We start from the raw sequence: 22,002 nt of genomic DNA on the forward strand, positions 1-22,002 counted from the left end.
GATGGATAGGCCAGAACGGGGTTCACCCCGGAGAGCAGCAGGGGCGGGCCGAGCAGCGTGGCTCAGCCGGCGACCGCTGCTGGCGGGCCTGCTCGCCACTCACCCCGGGCCGCCGACCGCGCCCGCGCCCAGCCCCTGATAGAGAACGGCGGCCCTGCGCAGCGCGGTCCGGGCGGCGGCGGGGTCGCCGAGCAGGGTGGCGCAGCGGGCAAGGCCCTCCAGTGCGCGGGCCTGGTCCCTCGGGCTGTGGATCTGCTGGGCCAGGTCCAGGGCCTGCCGGTAGAGGTCGAGCGCCTGCGCGGCTTCGCCGATGTCGGCGACCAGTGCGGCCAGGTCGGCGAGCAGCGCGGCCTCGCCGGGGCGGCTGCCGATCTCCCGGTAGATGGCCAGCGCCTGCCGGTACAGCGGCTCGGCGGCCGGCAGGTCGTGGTCGGCATGCCGCACCCGGCCCAGGCCGTGCAGGGCGTCGGCCTCGCTCTGCCGGCTGCCGATCCGCCGGCAGATGGCCAGCGCATCCTCGTAGAGCTCCACCGCCGCCGGGTGGTCGCCGAGTTCGTGCCGGGCCCGGGCCAGACTCCACAGCACGGTCGCCTCGCCCTGGCGGCTGCCGAGTTCGCGGTAGATGCCCAGCGCCCGCTCGTGCAGGCGGATGGCCGTCGGGGAGTCGCCGGTCTCGTGCAGCACGTAGCCGAGGTCGTGCAGCGCACCCGCCTCCCCGCGGCGGTCGCCGAGCTCCCGGTGGATCGTCAGGACCCGCTCCATCAGGCCGACCGCCGCCGCGGATTCGCCGGTGGCGTGCCGGGCCCGGCCCAGGTCGCAGAGCGCACGGGCCTCGGCGGGGCGGTCGCCGAGCTCCCGGAAGATGGCCAGCGCCCGCTCGTGCAGTTCGGCGGCGGCCAGGTAGTCCCCCGTCAGCACGCGGATGCGGCCCAGCTCGTGCAGGCCGGCGGCCTCGCCCCGGTGGTCGCCGAGGTGCTGGTAGCGGGGCAGCGCCTGCTCGTAGAGCTCGGCCGAGGCCTGGTAGTCGCCGGTGGCGTGCCGGACCCGGCCCAGGTCGCACAGCGCGCCCGCCTCGGCGAGCGGGTCGCCGAGCTCCCGGGCGGCCTCCGCCGCGCGGCGGTGCAGGTCGGCCGCCTCGGTCCACAGGCCCTCCAGCAGCAGGAAGGCGGCGAGGGCGGAGCCGAGCGCGACCGTGCGGGCCAGGCGGGCCGGCTGGGCGGGCCCGGCGGGCGCGCCTGGTGCGCCTGGTGCGCTTGATGCGCCTGGTGCGCTTGATGCGCTTGATGCGCCGGGCGCGGCCGCGCTCAGCGCGAGCAGGTTGCCGCGCTCGCCGCGCAGCCAGGCCAGTGCGGCGGTCCGGTCGGGCAGCCGGGGTGCGACGGCCGACGGGGCAGCGGCCGACGGCAGGGCGGCCGGTGCCGCGAGCGGGCGTGGGCGGCGGGCGAGGTAGCCGTCGGCGAGCCTGGCGGTGTGCAGGTAGTAGCCGAAGAGGCGCTCCAGAGCCAGATCATGACTGGCCGTCAGATCATTGGGCACCCGCTCGGCCAGGCCGCTCGCGTACAGGCCCACCAGGTCGTGGAACCGGTAGCGCCCCGGGGTGTGCTGGCTGAGCAGGCTGTGGTCGAGCAGCGACTCCAGCAGGCGCTCGGCACTGCGATGGTCGGTGCCGGCCAGCGCGGCGGCGGCGTACGCGTCGAAGTCCGGCCCGGGGAACCGGCCCAGCAGCCGGAAGAGTTCCTGCTCGGCCGGCGGCAGCGCGCTGAAGGAGGTCTCGAAGACCGCCGCCAGGCTGCGCTCCTCGTCGCTGATCCGGGACAACCGCTGCTGTCCGTCCCGTAGTTCCTCGTTCAGCCGGTCGAGCCGCAGGGTCCGGTCGTGGCGCAGCCGGGCGGCCGCGATCCGGATCGCCAGCGGCAACCAGCCGCAGTGCCCCACCAGTTCGGCGCACCCGGGGTGGTCCGCGGGGATCCGGCCGGGTCCGGCGGCCTCGCGCAGCAGAGCCACGGCCTCGGCCGGCGGCAGCACGTCGAGCGGCAGCAGGTGCGCGTCGTCGAGGCCGGTCAGCCGCTTGCGGCTGGTGATCAGCACCAGGCAGCCGGGGGTACCGGGCAGCAACGGGCGGACCTGGGCGGTACTGGCGGCGTTGTCCAGCACGATCAGGGTCCGGGTGTCGGCGATCCGGTCGCGGTAGAGCGCGGCCCGCTCCCCCAGGTCGTGTGGGATCTGCTGGGCGGGCACACCGAGCGAGCGCAGCAGCCAGCCCAACGCGTCGGCGGCGGTCAGCGGCGGGGTACCGGGGGTGTGGCCGTGCAGGTCGAGGAAGAACTGCCCGTCGGGGAACATCGGGCGGACCCGGTGGGCGGCGTGCACGGCCAGCGCCGACTTGCCGACGCCGCCCATGCCGTCGATCGCCGAGATCACCACCATGCCCGCGCCGCTGCCGCGCGGTGCCTCGTCGACGGCCCGCAGCAGGGCGTCCAGTTCGTCGGCCCGGCCGGTGAACAGGCGGGTGTCGACGGGCAGTTGGCAGCGGATGCCGAGACGCTCGCGGGCCCCTCGAGCGGGCGGCGCGGACGGCCCCGACGGCCTGAGCTCGCCGGGCGGGCCGGGGTCCGGGCCGGCGGGCGCCGCCAGGGCGGGGTCGGCGTTCAGGATGCGGCGCTGGAGCTCACGCAGCGGCGGCATCGGGTCGACGCCGAGGTCGTCGGCCAGCCGGCTGCGGGTGGTCCCGTAGACCTCCAGCGCCTGGCCCTGGCGGCCGCTGCGGTAGAGCGCCAGCATGGCCAGCTCGGCCAGTTGCTCGTCGTGCGGGTGGCGGAGCAGCAGGGCGGTCACCTCCTCGGCCACCTCGCGGTGCCGCCCGAGGCCGAGTTCGAGCTCCAGGCACTCCTTGAGCGCGCCCGTCCGGGCGAGGCCGAGCCGGGCGGCGTCGGCCTCCAGCGCCCGCCCGGGCAGATCCGCCAGCGCCGCGCCGCGCCAGCAGGCCAGCGCGCGTCTGAGCCCGGCGACGGCCGCCGGCGCCGGGCGGCCGCGGGCCAGCTCCCGCTCGCGCTCGAAGACCGTCAGATCGAGCTGCTCGACGGCCAGTTCGATCCGGTAGCCGCCGCGGTGCGTGCCGATCACGGCCGGCGGCACGCCGCACTCGGACAGGTTGCGGCGCAGCCCGGAGACCACGTCCTGGATCTGCCGGACGGCGGTGGCGGGCCCGTCGCCGTCCCACATCACCTCGATCAGCCGCTCCATCGGGACCACCTGGTTGGCGCCGAGCAGCAGGGCGGCGAGCAGCTTGGCCTGCCGCGGCCCGTTGACCGGCACCTCCCGTCCGCCGATCCGCGCCTGCAACGGTCCCAGGATCCCGAACTCCAAGCGGCCTAAACCCATCTCCCCGCCTTCACCGCGCCCTCCCGGATAGTTCGCCGACCATGCATCAGGACGACGTTAGGACGGACCGAGGACGGCTGTCCATAGAGTCGGCGACGTCGCGGCAGCCCCGGACCTGTGTCGTTGCCGGCGGCCAACCGGCGGAACGCACCGCCGAGTTCACGCACTTCGAGCCGATCGAGCACACGGAGGAGAACCCATGAACCACAGGCGCAGAACCGTCGCCGGACTGCTGGCGACCGCGGCGCTGGGCACCGGCCTGCTGGGCACCGGTCTGCTGACCGCCGCGCCCGCCTACGCGGACGGACCGGGCAGCTGCCCGTCCTACGACGCCTGCCTCTTCTACAACTCGAACTTCCAGGGCTCGTACTTCGGCGACAGCGCGGGGAACAGCCAGACTCCCGAGAACTACCTCTACAACAGCTGGTACACCTTCGCCGGCGGCAACGGCAGCGGGGCCGGGCAGTACGTCAAGAACAACGCCGCGTCGGTCTACGACTACGACATCAACTACTCCGTGACCATCTACTACAACTCCGGCAACGCCGGCCCGCGCCAGACCATCGGGCCCGACGCGGGCGCCAACCTGGACAGGGACGTGAAGAACAACAACGCCTCGCAGTGCTTCGACTTCTTCCAGGAGTGCCCGTGAGCACCCGCCCGGCGGATCGCTGAGCGGCCCGGGCGGCGACCATGCCACGACATCCGAGGCCGGTCAGCCACGGGGGTGCTGACGGCCTGCTCGCCCTGGGCCTGAGCCTCGCGCTCGGCCTGGCCGCCACCGGGTGCGCCGCCGGGCCGGGGAACCGGCCGCGGCCACCGGCGGCGGCCGCGACGACGGCGGCGACCACAGCGGCACCGGCGGTCGCCGTCCCGGCCTCGAGCCTGCACCTGCCGATCGAGGCCTACCTGCTCAGCACGGCCGACTCCACCCGGCTCCAGACCGCCAGGGCCGCGCTGATCGGCTCGTGCATGAAGCGCTTCGGCGCCGACTACACGCCCGCCGTGACCGCCGGCCCCCGCTCCCAGATGGCCAACCGCTACGGCCCGACCGACCCGGACACCGCCCGGACGTACGGCTACCACGCGCCGGACGCCCAGCGCCCGGCGAACGGGCAGCCGAGCGCACCCGCGCTCCCGCCGGACCTGGCCGCCGTCCTCGGCCACGGTGCCGGTGCACCGCAGCTGCCCGGTGCCCCGCCCGCCCCGGCCACCTACCACGGGCTGGCGGTCCCGCCCGGCGGCTGCGTCGGCGAGGCGGACCGGGCGCTGACGGCCGGCGGCGGGATCCTCCAGGACGACCAGGCCGCCGTCGACATCAACTTCCAGGACTACCAACGCTCCCTGGCCGACGCCGGGGTGACGGCGGCCTTCGCCCGCTGGTCGAGTTGCATGGCCGCCCAGGGCTACCGGTACGACAACCCGCAGAGCGCCGTCAACGACACCCGCTGGCGCACACCCGCCCCGTCGGCCCAGGAGATCGCCACCGCCGCTGCCGACGTCGCCTGCAAGCAGCAGGCCGGCGTGGTCGCCGCCTGGTTCGGCGCCGAGTCACAGCTGGAGGAGCAGGACATCCGGACCCGGTCGGCGGACCTGACCCGGGTCCGGCAGTCCATCGACACCGCCCTCCGCAACGCCGGCTCCGCCGGCTGACCCACCACCGAGAAACCGACCCTCCAGGAGGACACGATGACCGCACTGCACACCCGGATCGCCCTGTTCGCGGCTACCGCCGGCCTCGCCGCCGGAGGCCTGCTGCTGGCCACCCCGGCCAGCGCCGGCACCATCCCCGGCGGCGACGAGGACATCTGCGGCGTCCAGCTCTGCCTCACCTACAACAGCAACGGCGCGGGCGGCGAGTGGTACTCGGACGCCCCCGAGGTCTCCGACCTGGCCGGTGCCACCTTCGGCCAGGGCCCCACCACCAGCGGCGGCAACTGCGTCGGCTGCTGGGTGAAGAACAACGCCGCCTGGGGAGCCAACGGCGGCTACCAGTCCGTCTACGTCTATGTGAACAGCGCCGCCTACGGCTGGGGCGCCTACGACCTGATCGAGCCGGGCGGCGAGGGCAACCTCATGACCACCCGCAACAACGAGGCCTCGTTCTCGATCTACTACCGCGGCTGACCGCGCCCCGCCGGCCCGCCCAGCGAAGGCGTTCACCGACATGCTCCTCCCACACCCTCGCCGGCCGGCGGTCCGCGCCGCCCTCGCCCTCACCGCGGCCGCCCTGGCCTGCACGGCGAGCGGCTGCGCCGCCGCCCACCGCGCCACCGCCGCCCCGACCACCTCGCCAGCCCCCGCCGGGCTCCGCCTGCCGATCGAGGACTACCTGCTGACACCGGCTCAGGACGCCCGGCTGAACCACGCGGTCTGGACGCTCGCGGCCGCCTGCATGAAACGCCACGGCTTCGACTTCCCGACCCCGCCGGAGCTCACCGGCCAGCGCACCGGCAGCGAGGTCGCCCGCCGCTACGGCCCCACCGACCCGGCTGCGGCCGCCGTCCTCGGCTACCACGACACCGCCGCCCCCGCCCCGCAACAGCCGTCCGGCCCACCGCCGCCGGCCGATCTCCCCGCCCCCGAACGGGCTGCCCTGACCGGCTGCCACGGCGAGGCGCAGCGCGGCCTGGCCGGCACCGACCCGCTCGGCTCCTCCCAACTCGCCGGCCAGATCAACAGCATGAGCTACGACCAGGCCACCGTCGACCCGCGGGTCACCGCCGCCTTCGCCACCTGGTCCGGCTGCATGAAGGCCAAGGGCTACGCCTACGCCACCCCGGTGGACGCCTACAACGACCCGCACTGGAAGTCCCCGACTCCCGGTCCGGCGGAGATCGCCACCGCCCTGGCCGACATCGCCTGCAAGCAGCAGACCGACCTGATCGGCACCTGGTCCACGGTCGACGCCGCCTACCAGCAGCACCAGATCACCCTGCACCAGGCCCAGCTCGACCACGACCGCGCCGCCGAACAGCACCAGCTCACCCTCGCCGCCCAGCAACCGGCCGGCTGACCCCCACTCCCGCGGAGCCGAGCGCGGCGGCGGGCAACCGGGCGTCAGCTGAGCTTGGACCGCCGGCCGCCGGGCTTGGGTGCGCGCCGCGTGCGGGCCGGGCGAGAGGGCCGTACGTCGGGGCGCGCCGGCTCGTCCACGCCGGGGCCGTCCGCCCGTCGCCGGGCCATCAGAAGCGCCGCCGCGGCGGCACCCGGTGGCTCGGCGATGCCGCGGCCGCGCGCGACTGCCTGGTGGACGGTGCACCAGAGCGGGCTCGCGGGCCCGTCGGAATAGGTCATGCTCTCGGGCGGCAGGTAGCTCGTGCCGCAGGCGATGCAGCGGAAGACCAGGCGCATGGCGTCCTCCTGCTAGTAGGTACGGCCGGAGCCGTTGCAACCGGAGCAGGGCCCGGTGAACGTCTCGGTGACAGGCTCCTGCGAGCCGTCGGGCTTCGTGATCACGGTGTAGCGGACCTGCCCGGTGACGCCGCTCCCGTTGCACTTGCTGCAGGTAGTGGGCTGAGACATGTACCGACGGTACCGCGTCCGTCACCCGCGCGGGGGCGGGTTGCACGGTCCGCCACACGCCGGAAGCAGCAGGAGCACCACTGGTTCGCCCAACGCCGAGCCCCCTGGGGCCGCACCCTCGGACTCGGCGCCCGGCACGTCGTGGCTCTGTTCGTCGCACCTGCATGATGAAAGCAGCAGGCTCACCGGACGGGGAGTTGGAACATGACCGAGCATCAGAAAGAGTGAACCCGTGGTGTCAGCCTCCAGCCGAGATCGAGCCGGCGGTGAGCGAGCCGAGCGTTTCGTGGACTGTGGGTGCAGTCCGCATCTCGGTGGCGATTCGGCCGGCTGCCTCCCGGTATGACGGGTCAGCGAGAACGGTGGCGACGGCTGCTCGCAGACGCGGGACGTCGGTGGGGCCGGGAAGGCCCATGGCGTCTGCGGGGCCGCCTGTGGGGAAGACGGCCGTTCCGGCGCCGGCGGCTTCGACGCGTCGCGCATTGGTGGGCTGGTCGGCGAGGAGCGGCATGACGACCAGCGGGGTTCCAGCCGCCAACGCGCCGAAGGTGGTGCCGGAGCCTCCGTGGCAGACCACTACCGATGCGGCGGCGAGCACATCCGGGGCCGAGACCCACTCCTCGACGTGGACGTTGTCCGGCAGCGGTCCGATGTCGGACAGGTCGGTGGCTCGGCCGCCGGAAAGCAGCACTCGCACAGGCAGCCCGGCAAGCGCCTCCACAGCCGTCCGGCATGCTGCGACGCCGGCCGGCGTGCCTCCCGACACCGTGCCGAAGGTGACGTAGACGAGAGGGTCCGCGCGCTCGCCCCACCAATCGGGCAGCGCTTTCGGTGCGTTGACCGGTTGGCTGGTCTCCCGGAAACGGCGGGTCACGGTGTACGGGGATGGGTCCAGCGAGGCCGGGAAACGGGTCAGGTAGGGCGCCGCCTTCAGCCGCTCCACCAGGTGCGAGCCGTACTGCTCCAGCGCGGGCGCCGCGAGGTCGAGGGAGTACGCCTCGACCTCCGCCGGCGAGGTCGCGACTTGGGCGTGCCGGATGCCGAGCCGCTCGGCGACCACCGTCGAGGCGTATTCGCACGGGTCGTGCAGCACCAGATCAGGCTGCCACTGACGGCACGCCTCCTCAACGGCAGGGATCATTGCCGCGGTGCACAGCCGCCCGAACAGTTCCCGGTTGACCAGCACCGCCGCCTCTTCGCGGGATGCGTTCGGCAGACGGTCGCGGATCGCTGCCCTCTGGTCCTGACCTGGCTCTGCCCCGGTCCGGAAGGGTATGCCCCGCTCCGTGAGCAGGCGCTCCAGCGGCGGCGGCACCACCGCGAGGACATCGTCCCCGCGAGCCATACAGCCGTCGACGAAGGGCATCAGAGGGATGAAGTGGCCCACTCCCGCAGGCGAGGTGAAGAGTACGCGCATGGCCCGATCCTAGGAATCCAGGGCATCGGGAGGGGTGGCATTCTCGGCTCAGCCGTCCCTGATCGGGCCGGTGCGGGCAAGGCAGCCGTCGACCAGACCCGGGCGGTACTGAATCTGCGTGAGCCTGCGTTGCACGGCCATGGTGATCCGGCCGAGGTCGGCGGCGGCGAGGTTGCCGATGTCGCACTTGGCCAGCAACCAGATGCCTTCCTGCGGGTTCAGGTCAGCCACTCGGCGTCCGCTTCGATGAACTCTCGTAGCAGCTTGGTCGGGTGGAGGCGGAGGTTGTCCCATACGAGGACGGTCGGGCCGCCGTCAGACCCCCGCTCGCGCGCGGCGGAGGGCAAGCCCGCCGGCGCCCCCGACGGCCCGACCGGCAGACCCCCGATCGCGCGGGGCGGAGGACGTACTGGTGCTCTTCTTGGCGCCAGTGCTCGGCAGACCCCCGCTCGCGCGGGGCGGAGTGCTCGGGGCCGAACCTCACGTACTTGCCGTACGACAGACCCCCGCTCGCGCGGGGCGGAGGCAGCTGCCTCGGCTTCCTCCAGGATGCGCCGCGGCAGACCCCCGCTCGCGCGGGGCGGAGCGCTGAACGGGGGTCAGCCGCGGGGTGGTGGTCGGCAGACCCCCGCTCGCGCGGGGCGGAGACCTTCGGCTTCACCGCGGCGGCGGCCGCCGCCGGCAGACCCCCGCTCGCGCGGGGCGGAGGTAGTTGCGGAGGGAAGGACTCCAGTAATTCCCGGCAGACCCCCGCTCGCGCGGGGCGGAGCGAGCAGGGCGGCGAGCGGGCCAAGGGCTGGCCGGCAGACCCCCGCTCGCGCGGGGCGGAGCAGGAGCAGGCCCACCGGGAGCTCGGTGGCGGCGGCAGACCCCCGCTCGCGCGGGGCGGAGAGGGCCGGGGCCGGCTTCTTCACCAGGTCCGGCGGCAGACCCCCGCTCGCGCGGGGCGGAGCGTACAAAAACCCGACGAGAAGTACAGGACTGCGGCAGACCCCCGCTCGCGCGGGGCGGAGATCGTCGCGGTGTTCAATTCGGTCGTCGGGTTCGGCAGACCCCCGCTCGCGCGGGGCGGAGGCCTGCGGTGCGGGCGACGGCACAGCAGCGGGCGGCAGACCCCCGCTCGCGCGGGGCGGAGTCACCGAGCACCCCGAGTACCTGGCCGGGTAGCGGCAGACCCCCGCTCGCGCGGGGCGGAGACCAGGGCCCACTCGGTCTTGCCGTAGTTCGCCGGCAGACCCCCGCTCGCGCGGGGCGGAGGCTCGGCCACCGAATGCGCGCCGCCCGGGGGGCGGCAGACCCCCGCTCGCGCGGGGCGGAGAGTGACGTGGAGATGGGCGGCGGCAACGTCAACGGCAGACCCCCGCTCGCGCGGGGCGGAGCTGTCCGACACCAAGACCGGTCAGGCCATGGCCGGCAGACCCCCGCTCGCGCGGGGCGGAGGAGGTGGCGGCGGTGAACACGGAGCCGATGGCCGGCAGACCCCCGCTCGCGCGGGGCGGAGGCCACCGTGACCGCCGGCCTGTGCATCCCCAACGGCAGACCCCCGCTCGCGCGGGGCGGAGACGGCGGCCGTGCTGGCCAGCGCCCCGCTCTCCGGCAGACCCCCGCTCGCGCGGGGCGGAGCCCCCTCTGTGGCGGACCCGGCGGAGCCATGTCGGCAGACCCCCGCTCGCGCGGGGCGGAGGGCCAGCGGGGCAGCAAGCAGGAATCCGAGATCGGCAGACCCCCGCTCGCGCGGGGCGGAGGCGAGCAGCCACAGCGGATTCGACTGTTCGAGCGGCAGACCCCCGCTCGCGCGGGGCGGAGCCCAGCTCAAGTACCGTGTGCACGGCACAATACGGCAGACCCCCGCTCGCGCGGGGCGGAGGGCGCCGCCGCCATCCTCGGGGGCCTCTACCTCGGCAGACCCCCGCTCGCGCGGGGCGGAGGCCGCCTTCCGGCTGGTGGTGCATCAGCTCGCCGGCAGACCCCCGCTCGCGCGGGGCGGAGCAGATCGGCCCCGTCGACATTCCGGCGTACGGCGGCAGACCCCCGCTCGCGCGGGGCGGAGCGCAAGGGGCCCGACAGCCACCGCGAAGCCCACGGCAGACCCCCGCTCGCGCGGGGCGGAGCTCGCAGAAGACCAGATGCGCCGCGGCGTCCACGGCAGACCCCCGCTCGCGCGGGGCGGAGTCCCCGTCCGCCGCTGCCGCCTCCGCGGGTTCCGGCAGACCCCCGCTCGCGCGGGGCGGAGAGGGCCTCGGCGATGACCGCCGCCTTCTGCGGCGGCAGACCCCCGCTCGCGCGGGGCGGAGGCCGCCACGTGGGGCGACGTGCTCGGCGCCGTCGGCAGACCCCCGCTCGCGCGGGGCGGAGAGGGCTCCGTCGGAGTCGACGGTGACGACCGTCGGCAGACCCCCGCTCGCGCGGGGCGGAGCGCTGGAGCAGCAGCTCGGGCGGCAGAACGATCGGCAGACCCCCGCTCGCGCGGGGCGGAGGCCGGACCGACGCTGGGGACCCGCCGCTCGGCTGGCAGACCCCCGCTCGCGCGGGGCGGAGCGCTGGAGCAGCAGCTCGGGCGGCAGAACGATCGGCAGACCCCCGCTCGCGCGGGGCGGAGCGCGCCGAGCGCTGCCGGCAGCGGTTCGCCGACGGCAGACCCCCGCTCGCGCGGGGCGGAGGTCCGTCCATGGTGAAGAAGATCGACTCCGACCGGCAGACCCCCGCTCGCGCGGGGCGGAGCGTGGTGGTCGCGGTGCTGGCCATGGTGTCTCCGGCAGACCCCCGCTCGCGCGGGGCGGAGTCGCGGTGCTCGCCAACGGTGTCCCGGTCGACCGGCAGACCCCCGCTCGCGCGGGGCGGAGGCTGGTGCTGCTGGTCAGCGCCGCCGCCGTGTCGGCAGACCCCCGCTCGCGCGGGGCGGAGTCGCTCGTCTCGTAGGTACCCAGGCTCGCGGGCGGCAGACCCCCGCTCGCGCGGGGCGGAGACTTCCTGACCTGCAGCGTTGTCAGGGGTTTGCCGTTCCTTGACTATCCGTCAGGGTGGGGGGCGTAAAAGCGAGGAGGGTCAGGCCGTCGAAGTCTCGTGGTTCCCGTCGTTGTTCTCCCGCAGTGCGCAGTTCGAAGCCCTGCTCGTTGGCCGCTGGATGGACAAGGACCGCGACGCCGTCGCCTGCGCAGGCGCTGACGGCGGCCCAGAGTTCGTCGCGGACCTTGGCGGAGACGGTACCGACATACAGATAGGGGGTGACTTCGAGCAGCCACCGGGTCAGAGCCCCTCGGACGTGGTCGGGGACGGCGGTGACCGACAGCGCGATCATGGAAGCCATGGCATCGCCTCATCGTTCCCCTGGCAGCCTCGCGCCATCACAGTCCCCCCGCCCCGCCGTAGTTGACGCCTCCTGGAATGGGACCGCTGATCGGGTCCCACAGGTCGACGAGTTGCTCGTTGGGATCCGGGGCGGTGATGTCTGCGTCAGGTGCCAGCAGGCGCTGGATGTCGGTGACGATGCGGGGCAGGAGCTGGAACAGGCGCAGGCCGTCCCGGAAGCTGCGGCGGGCCTCCTGCTCCGGGTGCGTGGAGTTGTGCAGGGAGAAGGCGAGCGGGATGGTGAGTTCGGCCTTGTAGAGGTCGGCGACGTCGTATACGAATGCCTGTTGGTTGCCGCTGTGTACGAAGCCGAGCGCCGGTGAGCAGCCGAGGGCGACGATCGCGGCGTGGACGATGCCGTACAGGCAGGTGTTCGCGGAGGAGAGAGCGAGGTTGACCGGGTCCTGGGTGTCCCAGGAGGCGGGGTCGTAGGCGCGGCGGAAGCGGCCGATGCGGTACTGCTGGGCGAGGAGGCGGTAGTGGGCCTTGACGCGTTGGCCTTCCAGGCCGCGCAGTTGGGCGATGGTCGCGCCGGCCGGTGCTTCTCCGGTGCCGAATCGCTGCTCGTACATGGCGGTGGCGACGGCGGCGCGCCGGGTGTCGTCGGCCCAGGACCGGGCTTGGTGTTCGAGCCAGGTGGTGCTCATGGAGTCGGGGACGATGCCGGCGTAGCAGCGCACTCCGCCGGAGCCGGTGGCGATGACGGTGGTGCCGTGGCGGGCGAAGGTGGCCAGGGCCCGGGAGGTGATGGAGGTTCCGGGGCCGAGGAGGACGCAGCTGAGGGCGGCGGTGGGTAGGTAGACGAGTTCGGTGCCGCGTTCGGGGACGGTGACTTCGGCGCAGACGCCGGTGTCGTCCTGGACGATGCGGACGATGTCGAGGTACAGGAACGACAGTGAGTCCGCGACCCGGGGCAGCATCGCCACGGTAGGCGCGGCGAGTTTGCGGCGGGCCGTTGTGCTGCTGTTGCTGTGCTTGCCTGGGGGTGTCACGGGCGCCGCCCGGCGGGTGCGATGCTGAGCAGGCCGCAGCCGTAGGCCTTGCCCTTGCCGATGCCGTCGGTGATGCGGGTGCGCAGCAGGGCGGGGTCGGTGATGACGGCGGTGCCGTCGAACTGGGTGCGGTTGTGCTTGATGCGGTTGCTGTCCTGGCGGCGGGTGCCGGTGGCGGCGTCGAGCGGGACGGAGTGCAGGGTGGTGATCTTGAGTCCGGAGGCTTCGGCTTGGCGGGTCCACCACTCGTCGGCCGCGGCTCCGCTGAGCGGGACGACGGCGCTGAGCTTGTACAGCTCCCGGGTGGTGCGGCCGGGCTTGCGGATCGGGCTTGCGGCGATGCGGAAGCGGACTGGCAGATCAGGTTGCAGGGCGTCCAGCAACGGGCCGAGCGGCTTGGTGACCATGCTGCCGTAGCCGGCCGGGAGGCGGTCGGCGTCCGGGGGCTGAGCGCTCTGCAGCAGGATCTGCGGGCCCGTGGCACTGTCCTCGACTCGGAAGAGGATCTTGAGCGCAGCGCGGGCTTCGTCTCCGATGTGGTCGGGGAACAACGACATCAGGCGGTGGTGCATGTCCACGGCCGCGGCCAGGTCCTTGCGGGCGCCGCCGTGGCGTTGGTCGGGCAGGATGCGGGAAAGCCACAGGCTCATGTGCTGCTCCCTTCAAGGTAGTTGTTCAGCTCGGTGAGGTAGGCGGTGCCGTGGCCGGCGCACTGGTCGGCAGGCAGCTCGATGGCGCGCTGGTAGCGGGGCCGGGCGCGGTAGGCGCGGGTGCGGGGGTGGAAGCCGAGCGGATCGTCGGTGATCTGCCCGGAAGGCGACGACCCGTCGTCTCCGTCTCCGGGCGGGACGGGCAACCGGTCCAGGGGCCGATCGCCGTGGAAGAGAACCCGCACCGACGGCGAGAGGCCGGAAGCGGCGCGGGCACGCCTGGCGATCGGCAGGTGGACCAGGTGGTGCAGCGGCTGGTCCAGCAGGCCGATCAGCAGCGGGCCTTCGGGAGGGCAGGAGCGCCGGCCGAGGTAGGGCGGCCAGGCTGGTGCGCGCAGTGCCGCCGCGCAGTCGGCGAGCAGGTCCTGGTCCGTACCGGTGAGGGCTGCGGTGAAGGCGGCGTCCGCCAGGTAGTCGCGATGGGACAGCAGGGTGGCGGTGGCGCCGCTTCGCTTCTTGCCGTCGGCGGTGGTGACGGTGTCGCGGCCGGCCAGGCCGCCGCCGACCGTGTGCAGGTCGCGCAGCAGGACGCCGGGGCGGTCGGTGCGCACGGTCAGCGACAGCCGGGCGAGGTCGTCGATCGGTTCGTGGCGGCGGCGTCCGAGGGCCGCGGCGAGCAGGCCGACGACGCCCGAGCGGGTGGGGAACGCCGCGGTGTCGCGCTCGTTGAACTGGCTGCGCTCGCCCCAGGATTGCAGCGGTGCGGACAGGTGCAGGAGCAGCCCGGGCCGGTGGTGCGGCTGGTGGTCGGGGTTCACGCGGCGGCCTGGGTGGTGAGCGCGGTACCGACCGCGAGTTCGATCAGCGCCGGGAACGAGTCGACACGCTCGCCCAGGCCGCCGAGGTCCTTGTCACCGAGACCGGCCCAGCCGGCCGCCAGGGTGCCGCGGCCGCCGAGCAGCTTGCCGGCCGCGGTGGCGTAGGCGGCCAACTCGGTTCGGGAGGCAGCGGCATAGCCGCCGTCGCGGTGGGAGGTGACGGGAGCCTCGAACGCGGCGGCGTAGGAGAGCGGACGGTCGGAGCGCACGCTGATGTGGACCAGGTCGGGAATCGTGTGCGGGGCGGTGGCGGTCTTCTTGGCCTGCGGCAGGGACAGGATGAACGCCTCGGCGAAGGCGGCGGCCAGCTGGCGCGCGGAGTCGGTGTCGCCGCCGAGGTTGGCCAGCAGATCGGCGATGTCGAGAGTGGCGTACCGGTAGAACACGCCGGCGCTGAACTCGGCGTGGCCCATGTGGGCGCTGCCGGTGGCGTCGCCCCAGTGCGAAGTGACATCGTCGACGGCGGAGAAGTAGTCGAGTTCGACGTCGGTGGCGTGGGTGGTCAGGGCGTGGGCGACCTGGACGGCTCCGTCGACGCCGGCGTCGTCGACCTCGGCGAGCATCCGGCCGAACAGGTTGATCACTCCGTTGCGGGTGCGCAGGATGGCGTCGATGCGCTCCTTGGGCAGCACGCTCTTGTCGGAGGGCTTTGCGATGTCCTTGCCTGCCTCGATGGCGTCCCGGAACTCCTCGGCAAGGTCGGCGAGTTCGGCGACAGCGCTCTCCGGGACGTAGACCATGGCGTTGGTCAGTACCACCGGGGTCTTCTTGTCCACCTCGAACTTGATGCTGCTGCCCGCAGCGGCGTGCTGACCGGCTCGGCGGGCAAGAGCGCCGGGCCAGCCGCGCTCGGTCTCCAGCAGGCGCTCGACGCGCTCGCCGATGCGCCGGGTGCGCAGCGCGCTGTCCTTGATGGCGTGCTGGAAGTACTCGCGCACGGCGCGCTTCCAGGACTGGCTGCTGACCCGGGTGCGGTCGGTGTCGCCGTAGCGGACGGTCTTGACGGAGTTGTTGTCGTCGCGGTTCAGGTTCGCGAACGGCACGCTCTGCAGGATGTGGATGTCGATGAACCGGGCCTGGGCAGTGGCGTCGGCGCTCATGGTCTGCTCTTTTCCTTTGAACGGCAAGGGCGGTGGGGTGCGGGCGGTCCGGGTCGTCAGGCCTTTTCCGCGGCCTCCGGGACTTGGTCGGGGCTGGGACCGTCGGTCGGCCTGGGCTGGATGGTGCGGTAGTAGTCCTGCAGCCAGCGGCGCTTGATGCTGCCTGAGTAGCGGGGCCAGCCGATCAGGTCGACCAACAACTGCGCATAGTCGACGTCGATGTTCCGAGAACGCAACTGGCGGATAGCACCGGGCAGGTGGCGGTGCAGGCCGTTTGCGCTCTGCCGGGTCAGCTGGTTCAGGCGTGTCTCGGCCGAGCTCTCCCGGATTCCGTCGTCGCCCTTCCTGACTGCCGCGGCGAAGGCCGATCCCAGGCTGGTGCCGTAGCGGCGTTTGGGTGCTGCGCCGTCGGCCTGCCCGCTGTCCGGCGTGGGACCAGAAGCACCATCGGCAGGCTGCTCGCTGTCTGCGCCGGCGGACTCGTTGGCGGAGGTGTACTGGTCGCGCCGCTGGTCGGCGATCAGGGAGGCGACGGCGTAGTACGCGCGCTGGGCTTCGGGATTGCGGAACTGCTCGGCCGTCAGCCAGGACGCGACGTACCGGTGCATGAACGGCACCTCGTCCAGGGACCGGCCGACACCGCGCCGCAGTGCGCTGCGCACGCCCGGGTCGCTGTGACAGCGCTTGTCGATCGTGCGGACGAAGGCCCTGGCATGCGCCAGCGATCCTTCACCAGAGGGGAGTTGGAGTCCCGTCGCCGGTTCGTGCGAGCCGGCGGAGGTGTCACTCATGTGCTTCTCCATGAAGGGGGAACTCTGCGGATGGAGCCGCTTCCTACGCGCGGTACAGCTCGGCCCTGGCCTTGCTGCATGCCTTGGCGCCGCGCAGGGTGCCCAGCGCTCGGGCGGTGACGTCGTCGAAGGCGTGTTCGGCCAGGCGCAGGAACGCGGCTGGTGCGGTGTCGAAGTCCCGGTTGTTCAGCCGCTTCCAGAACTCGTGCTCCGCCGCGGGCCAGTACCGGGTTCCGGCTTCCAGTGACCAAGTGCAGTCGGCGATCTTCGGGGCATCGGTGTAGGCGGCCCAGGCCTTCTTCACCGCGCGGTCCAGTCGTCTGCCGTAGGTCTCGCCAGTGAACCTCAGGTTGCCGATCCGCGGGGCCAGTTGGGGCTCGAGGTCCTCAGCCAGGCCCAGTACCGGCGGGGTGGAGGCGTCGACGAACTGGGTGTCCTTGGCCTGACCGTCCTGTTCGAAGCCGAGGGCTCGCACCCGCAGGTCGTCGGAGATGTCGAAGGCCGTGCGGAAGACGGCGGGGCGCTGGGGTTGGGCGGAGCCGCTGGGGTTCTGCAGCAGCAGCGCGTCCAAGTCCCGCCACAGCGCGCGCCCGGAGTCGGCCGGCCGAGGGTAGGGGTTCCCGTCCTTGCTCGTCTGCCAGATCAGGTACGGGTCCCCCACCCTCGGAACCTTGCGGCGGTAGGCCCAGGTGATGAACGCATCGCGGACGTGCTGCCCGTCCGCGTCCGGCACCAGGAGGACGGCGTGCTGCGATCGCGATGTCAACTCCGAGCAGGGTCCGGAGAGTTCCGGAAGGCCCGTCACCGGGTCCGGCTGCTCGTCGCGTTCCCAGGGGCACAGGTCCGCGGCACGGCTGACGATACTCTCGGGCTGGGTCAGGCCGGCAAGCAGCGTCTCGAAGAGGGTGCCGCCCTCGGGGTGGTAGGACAGGGTGCTGCGCAGCGGGCCGGCGAGCATGTTCGCGGCCTTCTCAGCGCCGACGGTTCGGCTGGAGCAGCGGCCCGACGGGCCGTAGTAGTGCCAGACGAGCAGGTGCAGAGCGGCCTGATCGGCGGACGGCAGGTCGGGCGCGGCATCGGAACCATGGCGGAACCACGAGTGGTTGTTGCCCGAAGGGCGCGTGGTGATCAGCTTGTTGACCCCCGCGGTGTTCTGCGGATCGCACTCGTGGGCCAGACGCGGGTCCTGGAGGAAAGGGTGCTTGGCGTCGAACAGGTCGAAGCGGGCGTGGTGGCGCTGCGCGAACTCGGTGACGGCGGCGGGGTCGAGACTGCCGCGGTCGCACACGTCCAGGCGCCGTTTGCGCCAGTTGCCGGGGTCGGCCTCGTCGAGTGCGGTGATGCGGGCGGTGATGGCGTAGAGGATGCGGTAGAGCGCGGAGAGCGCGGGCGGGAGCGCGATCGCGATCTGGGTGATCTCGTGGCTGCGGAGCAGGAGTTGCTGCAGTCCGACGGCTTCGGGGGCGGGTCCCTGCGTGTCGTCGCGCCAGCGCACGGGGAGCCAGGGTTCGTCGAACAGGTTGAAGCTGGGCGTGGTATCGGGCGGCACGCCGCCTCCGATCATGGGCTGGTCAGGGCAGAGCTGGGTAGGCTGCAACGGGTTCCCCGCATTGAGCGGGGGTCAGCCGTGCCGTGTGTGGATCGGTGACGTCAGCGGCTACCCGTTCCCCGCGCAAGCGGGGCAGGAGCTGTTCCGGTGGATTTCAGCGCACCGGAACAGCTCGCCTAACGCTACATCAAGTGCCGTGTGTGAATGGCTAGTTCTCAGATATGCCGAGGTCTGAGATTTCGATCTCGCGGTCTCCGAGCCGACAGGTCCAGCGGCCTCCCGCTTGCCGCATCGGCAGGAGTGCGAGGTCAGCGAGCACGGGCAGGGTGCGCCAGGAGCGCGGAACCTCATGCTCCGCAGTGCGGCCGGCGAGCCACCGTCCCGGGAGTGGGACGGTGTGCCGCATGACCAACGCGACGTCCGTGCGCGCCGGTGCGCGCCCTGGCGGGTCCGGCAGGGCCGTCGTGCCCTCGGCGTCGAGCGTGCGGGAGCCGTCGGGCTGGAGGTAGACGCAGACTGCGCGGCCGCTGTCCGCGCCCAGGCGGGTGGTCAGCAGTTCCTCGGTGATTCCCGGGCCGGTCCTGCTGAGCGGCGACAGGTCTCCGTTGATGTCGGCGGGCGCGCCGATCTCCACCATCTTCGCGAGGTGGTGCTGGGCGGCTTCGTCGGCGAGGCGCTCGGCGTCCATCACGGCGAGCCGGTCGCGCTTGGCGGCCTGGGCGAGGTGGTCGGAGAAGTCGTCGGCGTAGACCGCATCGATCAACTCCTGGACGTCGCCGGGCACATCGATGACGGCACTGACCCTCCGCTCCAGCAGCAGGCTGGTGCGATGCAGCAGCGAGGCGTCGTAGACCGAGCCCCAAGTCCTGGGCGCCGCAACGGCACCGTCGTCGCACAGCGGCTCCAGGACAACCAGGCGCGGCTCCTGTGGATCTCCCGTCCAGGCGGGCCGGCGGGAGCGGGCGTGCCGCTTGCCGCGCCCGGCCCGCTGCAGCAACTGGGCGAGCGGAGCCAGGTCGCTGACCACGAGGTCGAAGTCCAGGTCGAGCGACTGCTCGACGATCTGAGTGGCCACCAGCACCGATCCGCTGCGCACCTGGCCTGCCTGTTCGGCGTCTGCGGGCTTGCCGAAGGCCGCCTCACATTCCTCGCTGATCCGCTGGCGCTCGAAGGCCGGATAGCGCGAGTGCAGCAGCCGCAGTCCGCCTTCCCGCTCGGCGAGTTCGGGGAAGGCGAATTTCAGGTCGCGGAAGGTGCGCTGGGACTCCGCCACGGTGGTGCAGCAGACCAGCACACACCCGCCCTGGTCCACGGCCGGTGCGAGCAGTTCGCGCAGCACCGCGCGACGCGAGCCCTGCTTCGGCTCCTGAGACGGGTCCTCGCTCACGTCCCAGAGCACACGGCGGGTGTCCAGCGTCAGCTTCCGGGCACGGTCGCTGCCGACCGGCCGCGATGCGCGCACGTCGCCGGTCCCGGCATCGACGTACAGCCACCCCGGGTAGCGCGGCTCCACCGCGATCCGGTCCTTGTGGCCCGCGCCCCGCCGGTAGGCCTCGACCAGGGTGGAGGCCGCCTTGCCGGTCAGCGTCGCCGAGAGCAGTACCACCGGCGCCCCCAGCGCGCCGAGCCACTCCAGGAGCCGCACCAGCAGGCTGTGCATCCAAGGGCCGTAGGCATGGGCCTCGTCCACTACGAGCACCTTGTCCGACAGGCCCAGCAGCCTCAGCACGTTGTACCGCACGGGCAGGACGGCGGTCAGCGCCTGGTCGATGGTCCCGCAGCTCAACGGGGCCAGCAGTCCGCGCCGTCCCGTACGCAGCCACTTGCCCGCCTCCAGGCCCGTCGCGCCGTCCGACAGCACCCGGGCCGCCGCGCCGTCGATCGGTTCAGCGTAGGCCGGGCTGAGCCAGGCCATGCTGTGCAGCAGCGTCAGCGCGCGCTCGCCCGCGATGTTCCCCGACGCGAAGCGGCGCACCCGCCCGTACATTGCATCAGCCGTCGCCATGGTCGGCAGCGCGAAGTACAGCCCGCTCGCCCCCGCGGCCCGGGCCATCAGAGCCGCGGCGTGCAGGGCGGCCTCCGTCTTGCCATCTCCGGTCGGTGCGGTCACCAGCAACAGACCTGGACCGTCCAGCAGTTCGGGGAGACGGGCGGCGATGTCGGCCTGCAGCCTGTTCGGCTGGAACGGGAAGGCTTCCTCGAACGCGCGCTCCACGAACTCCGCCCGCCCGAGTCCGGCCTCCCGCACCAACGACGGTGCGAGGGCAATGGACTCCCGGTAGTGCCGGTCAAGTTGCTCAGCGTTGGCCTGCCAGCCCGGTGGCGGCAGCCTGGGCTCGATGGCCCCGATCTGACTGGCCAGCCAGTCCGCAACGACGACCAGACCCGTCACGACTGCGGCCGTAGACCCCGACAGCACCGTCTCCGGGACAGCGAGCGCACCCGTCAGCCGGCGCACGGCCGCCACATGCTCCACCCGCTGATCCCGCCAGCCACCGTCACCCAGACCGAGCTGATGAACCGCGGGATTCGCGATCTTCTTCAACTGCGGCACCTCGGCGAAGCAACCGTGGTGGCCGCCCAGCAGTTGCGCGACCTGATGCGCCGAGGACAGCGCCACCAGCCTGCCCAGCGGGTAGCCGAACTCCGCCAGGACCTCCACCAGCGCCCAGTGCGTGGCCGTCTCGTGCCGCAACCCCCGCCCGGCGGCAGCGAGATCGGCCGCCGCCCCGTACCGCTGATCCGCGCACACCGCCGAAAATGCGACCGGATCCATCACCTGGAACGGCGGCGAGACCTTCCCCACGTCGTGCAGCCCCGCCCAGAAGCACACCAGCCGACGGCAATCCGCCTCCGACACCCCCAGCTCCACTGCCATGCGCTCCCGGATCCGCACACTCACGAACCGGTCCCACAACTCGCCTGCCACAGCAGCGACATCCAGCAGATGACAGATCAGTGGATACGGGCGGGGCAGTTCCGCGCTCTTCCCCCAGAGCCGTGAGTCAACCCCGGACACATCACTCTGGGCAATCGATCGACTTTCCTCGGTCATGAGCACAAGGACTACCACCACCCACTGACAACCCACCCCGAGCCAGCCTCACATCCACCAGACCGCACGGCATGGCATCGAAATCCGGTATATCTGATGCGTGATAAGCAATCTGACGGACAGTCAAGAAATGGCAAACCCCTCCTAGCGGTGCAGGTCAGGAAGTCTCCTCCCCGCGCGAGCGGGGGTCTGCCGCCCCCCGAGATCCTGTCCCGGGGGGCTTGTGCCTCCTCCCCGCGCGAGCGGGGGTCTGCCGGTGCCCATGGCGATGCTGCGGGCGCCGCCCGCCTCCTCCCCGCGCGAGCGGGGGTCTGCCGGACGCGCCTACCGCAGACGTGCACGAATACGCCTCCTCCCCGCGCGAGCGGGGGTCTGCCGCAGGACCTGGGCGCGGCGATCGGCCCGAAGGTCTCTTCCCCGCGCGAGCGGGGGTCTGCCGGTTACAGGTCGAGGTCCTGCTTGATCTGCGTCCTCTTCCCCGCGCGAGCGGGGGTCTGCCGGCCATCGCGGACGCCATCGCGGCCTACGCGCACTCTTCCCCGCGCGAGCGGGGGTCTGCCGCTGGCGGAGAAGACCCTGGTGTGGGCGGCGGCCTCTTCCCCGCGCGAGCGGGGGTCTGCCGAGTTCCCGCCGCATCCCTCCGACTTGCTCACCCTCTTCCCCGCGCGAGCGGGGGTCTGCCGCCCGGCCCCACCGTCACCCCGCTGAAGTGGGCCTCTTCCCCGCGCGAGCGGGGGTCTGCCCGATGTGCGGCCGGGCCTACTCGCCCCGGTTCCCTCTTCCCCGCGCGAGCGGGGGTCTGCCGCTGGCCTACGACCTGTCGCTGCCCCGGGTGCGCTCTTCCCCGCGCGAGCGGGGGTCTGCCGCGAATCACGTCCACGGTCAGCCCTCCTCGGCGCTCTTCCCCGCGCGAGCGGGGGTCTGCCGGCCCGCGACCAGTACCGCGCCATGTTCACCGGCTCTTCCCCGCGCGAGCGGGGGTCTGCCGGCCATCATCGGCAACACCCAGAGCATCACCCGCTCTTCCCCGCGCGAGCGGGGGTCTGCCGCCCGGTGTGTCCTCGGGCACTTATCGACAAGGCTCTTCCCCGCGCGAGCGGGGCTCTGCCGTCGTACCAGGTCGTGGCGGAGGTTTCCGTCCGCTCCTCCCCGCGCGAGCGGGGGTCTGCCGCCGGTGAAGCGGACCTCGCGGGTGCGTTCGGGCTCCTCCCCGCGCGAGCGGGGGTTAGTAATCCGAACGCCTACGGCGGCACCCTGACGGGTAGAAAATCCGCTGGGGCGTCCGGCTGACGTCGTTCCGGCTTGGCGCCATCCGA

The 22,002-nt window shown here is 72.8% G+C and carries 17 protein-coding genes and 2 CRISPR repeat arrays; of the genes, 4 read left to right on the forward strand and 13 right to left on the reverse strand.

What is annotated here, in order from left to right:
• Nucleotides 1-99 precede the first annotated feature (99 nt).
• Nucleotides 100-3,342: a tetratricopeptide repeat protein gene (locus tag ACFYNO_RS26235; RefSeq protein ID WP_388017255.1), complete on the reverse strand. Its 3,243-nt coding sequence runs from the start codon at nt 3,340-3,342 to the stop codon at nt 100-102.
• A 238-nt stretch (nt 3,343-3,580) separates the two neighbouring features.
• Here ACFYNO_RS26235 and ACFYNO_RS26240 point away from each other — a divergent pair, with 238 nt between their 5' ends.
• The 4 genes from ACFYNO_RS26240 to ACFYNO_RS26255 are packed head-to-tail and all read left to right on the forward strand — an operon-like array spanning nt 3,581 to nt 6,397.
• Nucleotides 3,581-4,033, forward strand: coding sequence for a hypothetical protein (locus ACFYNO_RS26240; RefSeq protein ID WP_388017258.1), 453 nt, complete (start codon nt 3,581-3,583; stop codon nt 4,031-4,033).
• A gap of 41 nt (nt 4,034-4,074) precedes the next feature.
• On the forward strand, nt 4,075-5,034 hold the full coding sequence (locus tag ACFYNO_RS26245) for a hypothetical protein (RefSeq protein WP_388017261.1): 960 nt from the start codon (nt 4,075-4,077) through the stop codon (nt 5,032-5,034).
• 36 nt (nt 5,035-5,070) lie between these two features.
• A complete protein-coding gene (locus tag ACFYNO_RS26250; RefSeq protein ID WP_388017264.1) occupies nt 5,071-5,508 on the forward strand; it encodes a hypothetical protein in 438 nt (145 codons plus the stop codon).
• Between the two features lie 40 nt (nt 5,509-5,548).
• The gene (locus tag ACFYNO_RS26255) at nt 5,549-6,397 is read left to right on the forward strand and encodes a hypothetical protein (RefSeq protein WP_388017267.1); all 849 of its coding nucleotides are present in this window, start codon (nt 5,549-5,551) and stop codon (nt 6,395-6,397) included.
• A gap of 44 nt (nt 6,398-6,441) precedes the next feature.
• On the opposite strand, the gene ACFYNO_RS26260 is transcribed toward ACFYNO_RS26255, so the two are convergent.
• The 12 genes from ACFYNO_RS26260 to cas3 all read right to left on the reverse strand — a co-directional run bounded on the left by ACFYNO_RS26260 (nt 6,442) and on the right by cas3 (nt 20,686).
• Entirely contained in the window at nt 6,442-6,735 is a 294-nt protein-coding gene (locus ACFYNO_RS26260) for a hypothetical protein (RefSeq protein WP_388017270.1), read from the reverse strand.
• Nucleotides 6,736-6,747: 12 nt separating this feature from the next.
• Nucleotides 6,748-6,906 carry a hypothetical protein gene (locus ACFYNO_RS26265; RefSeq protein WP_388017273.1) on the reverse strand — a complete coding sequence of 53 codons (159 nt, stop codon included), beginning with the start codon at nt 6,904-6,906 and terminating at the stop codon, nt 6,748-6,750.
• Between the two features lie 238 nt (nt 6,907-7,144).
• A complete protein-coding gene (locus ACFYNO_RS26270) occupies nt 7,145-8,323 on the reverse strand; it encodes a glycosyltransferase (protein ID WP_388017276.1) in 1,179 nt (392 codons plus the stop codon).
• Nucleotides 8,324-8,371: 48 nt separating this feature from the next.
• Nucleotides 8,372-8,554 (reverse strand): hypothetical protein, encoded by a 183-nt coding sequence (locus tag ACFYNO_RS26275; RefSeq protein WP_388017279.1) that lies wholly within the window; start codon nt 8,552-8,554, stop codon nt 8,372-8,374.
• A gap of 82 nt (nt 8,555-8,636) precedes the next feature.
• A CRISPR array of direct repeats spans nt 8,637-11,288; the repeat unit is 29 nt; unit sequence CGGCAGACCCCCGCTCGCGCGGGGCGGAG.
• A 21-nt stretch (nt 11,289-11,309) separates the two neighbouring features.
• Nucleotides 11,310-11,630, reverse strand: a complete 321-nt coding sequence (gene cas2e, locus ACFYNO_RS26280; protein ID WP_388017282.1) for a type I-E CRISPR-associated endoribonuclease Cas2e — start codon at nt 11,628-11,630, stop codon at nt 11,310-11,312.
• A 37-nt stretch (nt 11,631-11,667) separates the two neighbouring features.
• Nucleotides 11,668-12,591: a type I-E CRISPR-associated endonuclease Cas1e gene (gene cas1e / locus ACFYNO_RS26285; RefSeq protein ID WP_388017315.1), complete on the reverse strand. Its 924-nt coding sequence runs from the start codon at nt 12,589-12,591 to the stop codon at nt 11,668-11,670.
• Nucleotides 12,592-12,659: 68 nt separating this feature from the next.
• Nucleotides 12,660-13,313: a type I-E CRISPR-associated protein Cas6/Cse3/CasE gene (gene cas6e, locus ACFYNO_RS26290; protein ID WP_388017285.1), complete on the reverse strand. Its 654-nt coding sequence runs from the start codon at nt 13,311-13,313 to the stop codon at nt 12,660-12,662.
• Nucleotides 13,310-14,131 carry a type I-E CRISPR-associated protein Cas5/CasD gene (gene cas5e, locus ACFYNO_RS26295; RefSeq protein ID WP_388017288.1) on the reverse strand — a complete coding sequence of 274 codons (822 nt, stop codon included), beginning with the start codon at nt 14,129-14,131 and terminating at the stop codon, nt 13,310-13,312. The genes cas6e and cas5e overlap by 4 nt, the downstream gene beginning before the upstream one ends.
• Nucleotides 14,128-15,291 (reverse strand): type I-E CRISPR-associated protein Cas7/Cse4/CasC, encoded by a 1,164-nt coding sequence (gene cas7e, locus ACFYNO_RS26300; protein WP_388017291.1) that lies wholly within the window; start codon nt 15,289-15,291, stop codon nt 14,128-14,130. The genes cas5e and cas7e overlap by 4 nt, the downstream gene beginning before the upstream one ends.
• Before the next feature lie 56 nt (nt 15,292-15,347).
• Entirely contained in the window at nt 15,348-16,082 is a 735-nt protein-coding gene (gene casB / locus ACFYNO_RS26305; protein ID WP_388017294.1) for a type I-E CRISPR-associated protein Cse2/CasB, read from the reverse strand.
• Between the two features lie 43 nt (nt 16,083-16,125).
• Nucleotides 16,126-17,631, reverse strand: coding sequence for a type I-E CRISPR-associated protein Cse1/CasA (gene casA / locus ACFYNO_RS26310; RefSeq protein ID WP_388017297.1), 1,506 nt, complete (start codon nt 17,629-17,631; stop codon nt 16,126-16,128).
• 208 nt (nt 17,632-17,839) lie between these two features.
• Complete coding sequence (cas3, locus tag ACFYNO_RS26315) at nt 17,840-20,686, reverse strand: CRISPR-associated helicase Cas3' (protein ID WP_388017300.1); 2,847 nt, start codon at nt 20,684-20,686, stop codon at nt 17,840-17,842.
• 166 nt (nt 20,687-20,852) lie between these two features.
• Nucleotides 20,853-21,918: direct repeats of the CRISPR family, unit length 29 nt; unit sequence CTCTTCCCCGCGCGAGCGGGGGTCTGCCG.
• Nucleotides 21,919-22,002: the final 84 nt, after the last annotated feature.

The organism is Kitasatospora sp. NPDC006697, assembly GCF_042869935.1.
Lineage (GTDB): Bacteria > Actinomycetota > Actinomycetes > Streptomycetales > Streptomycetaceae > Kitasatospora.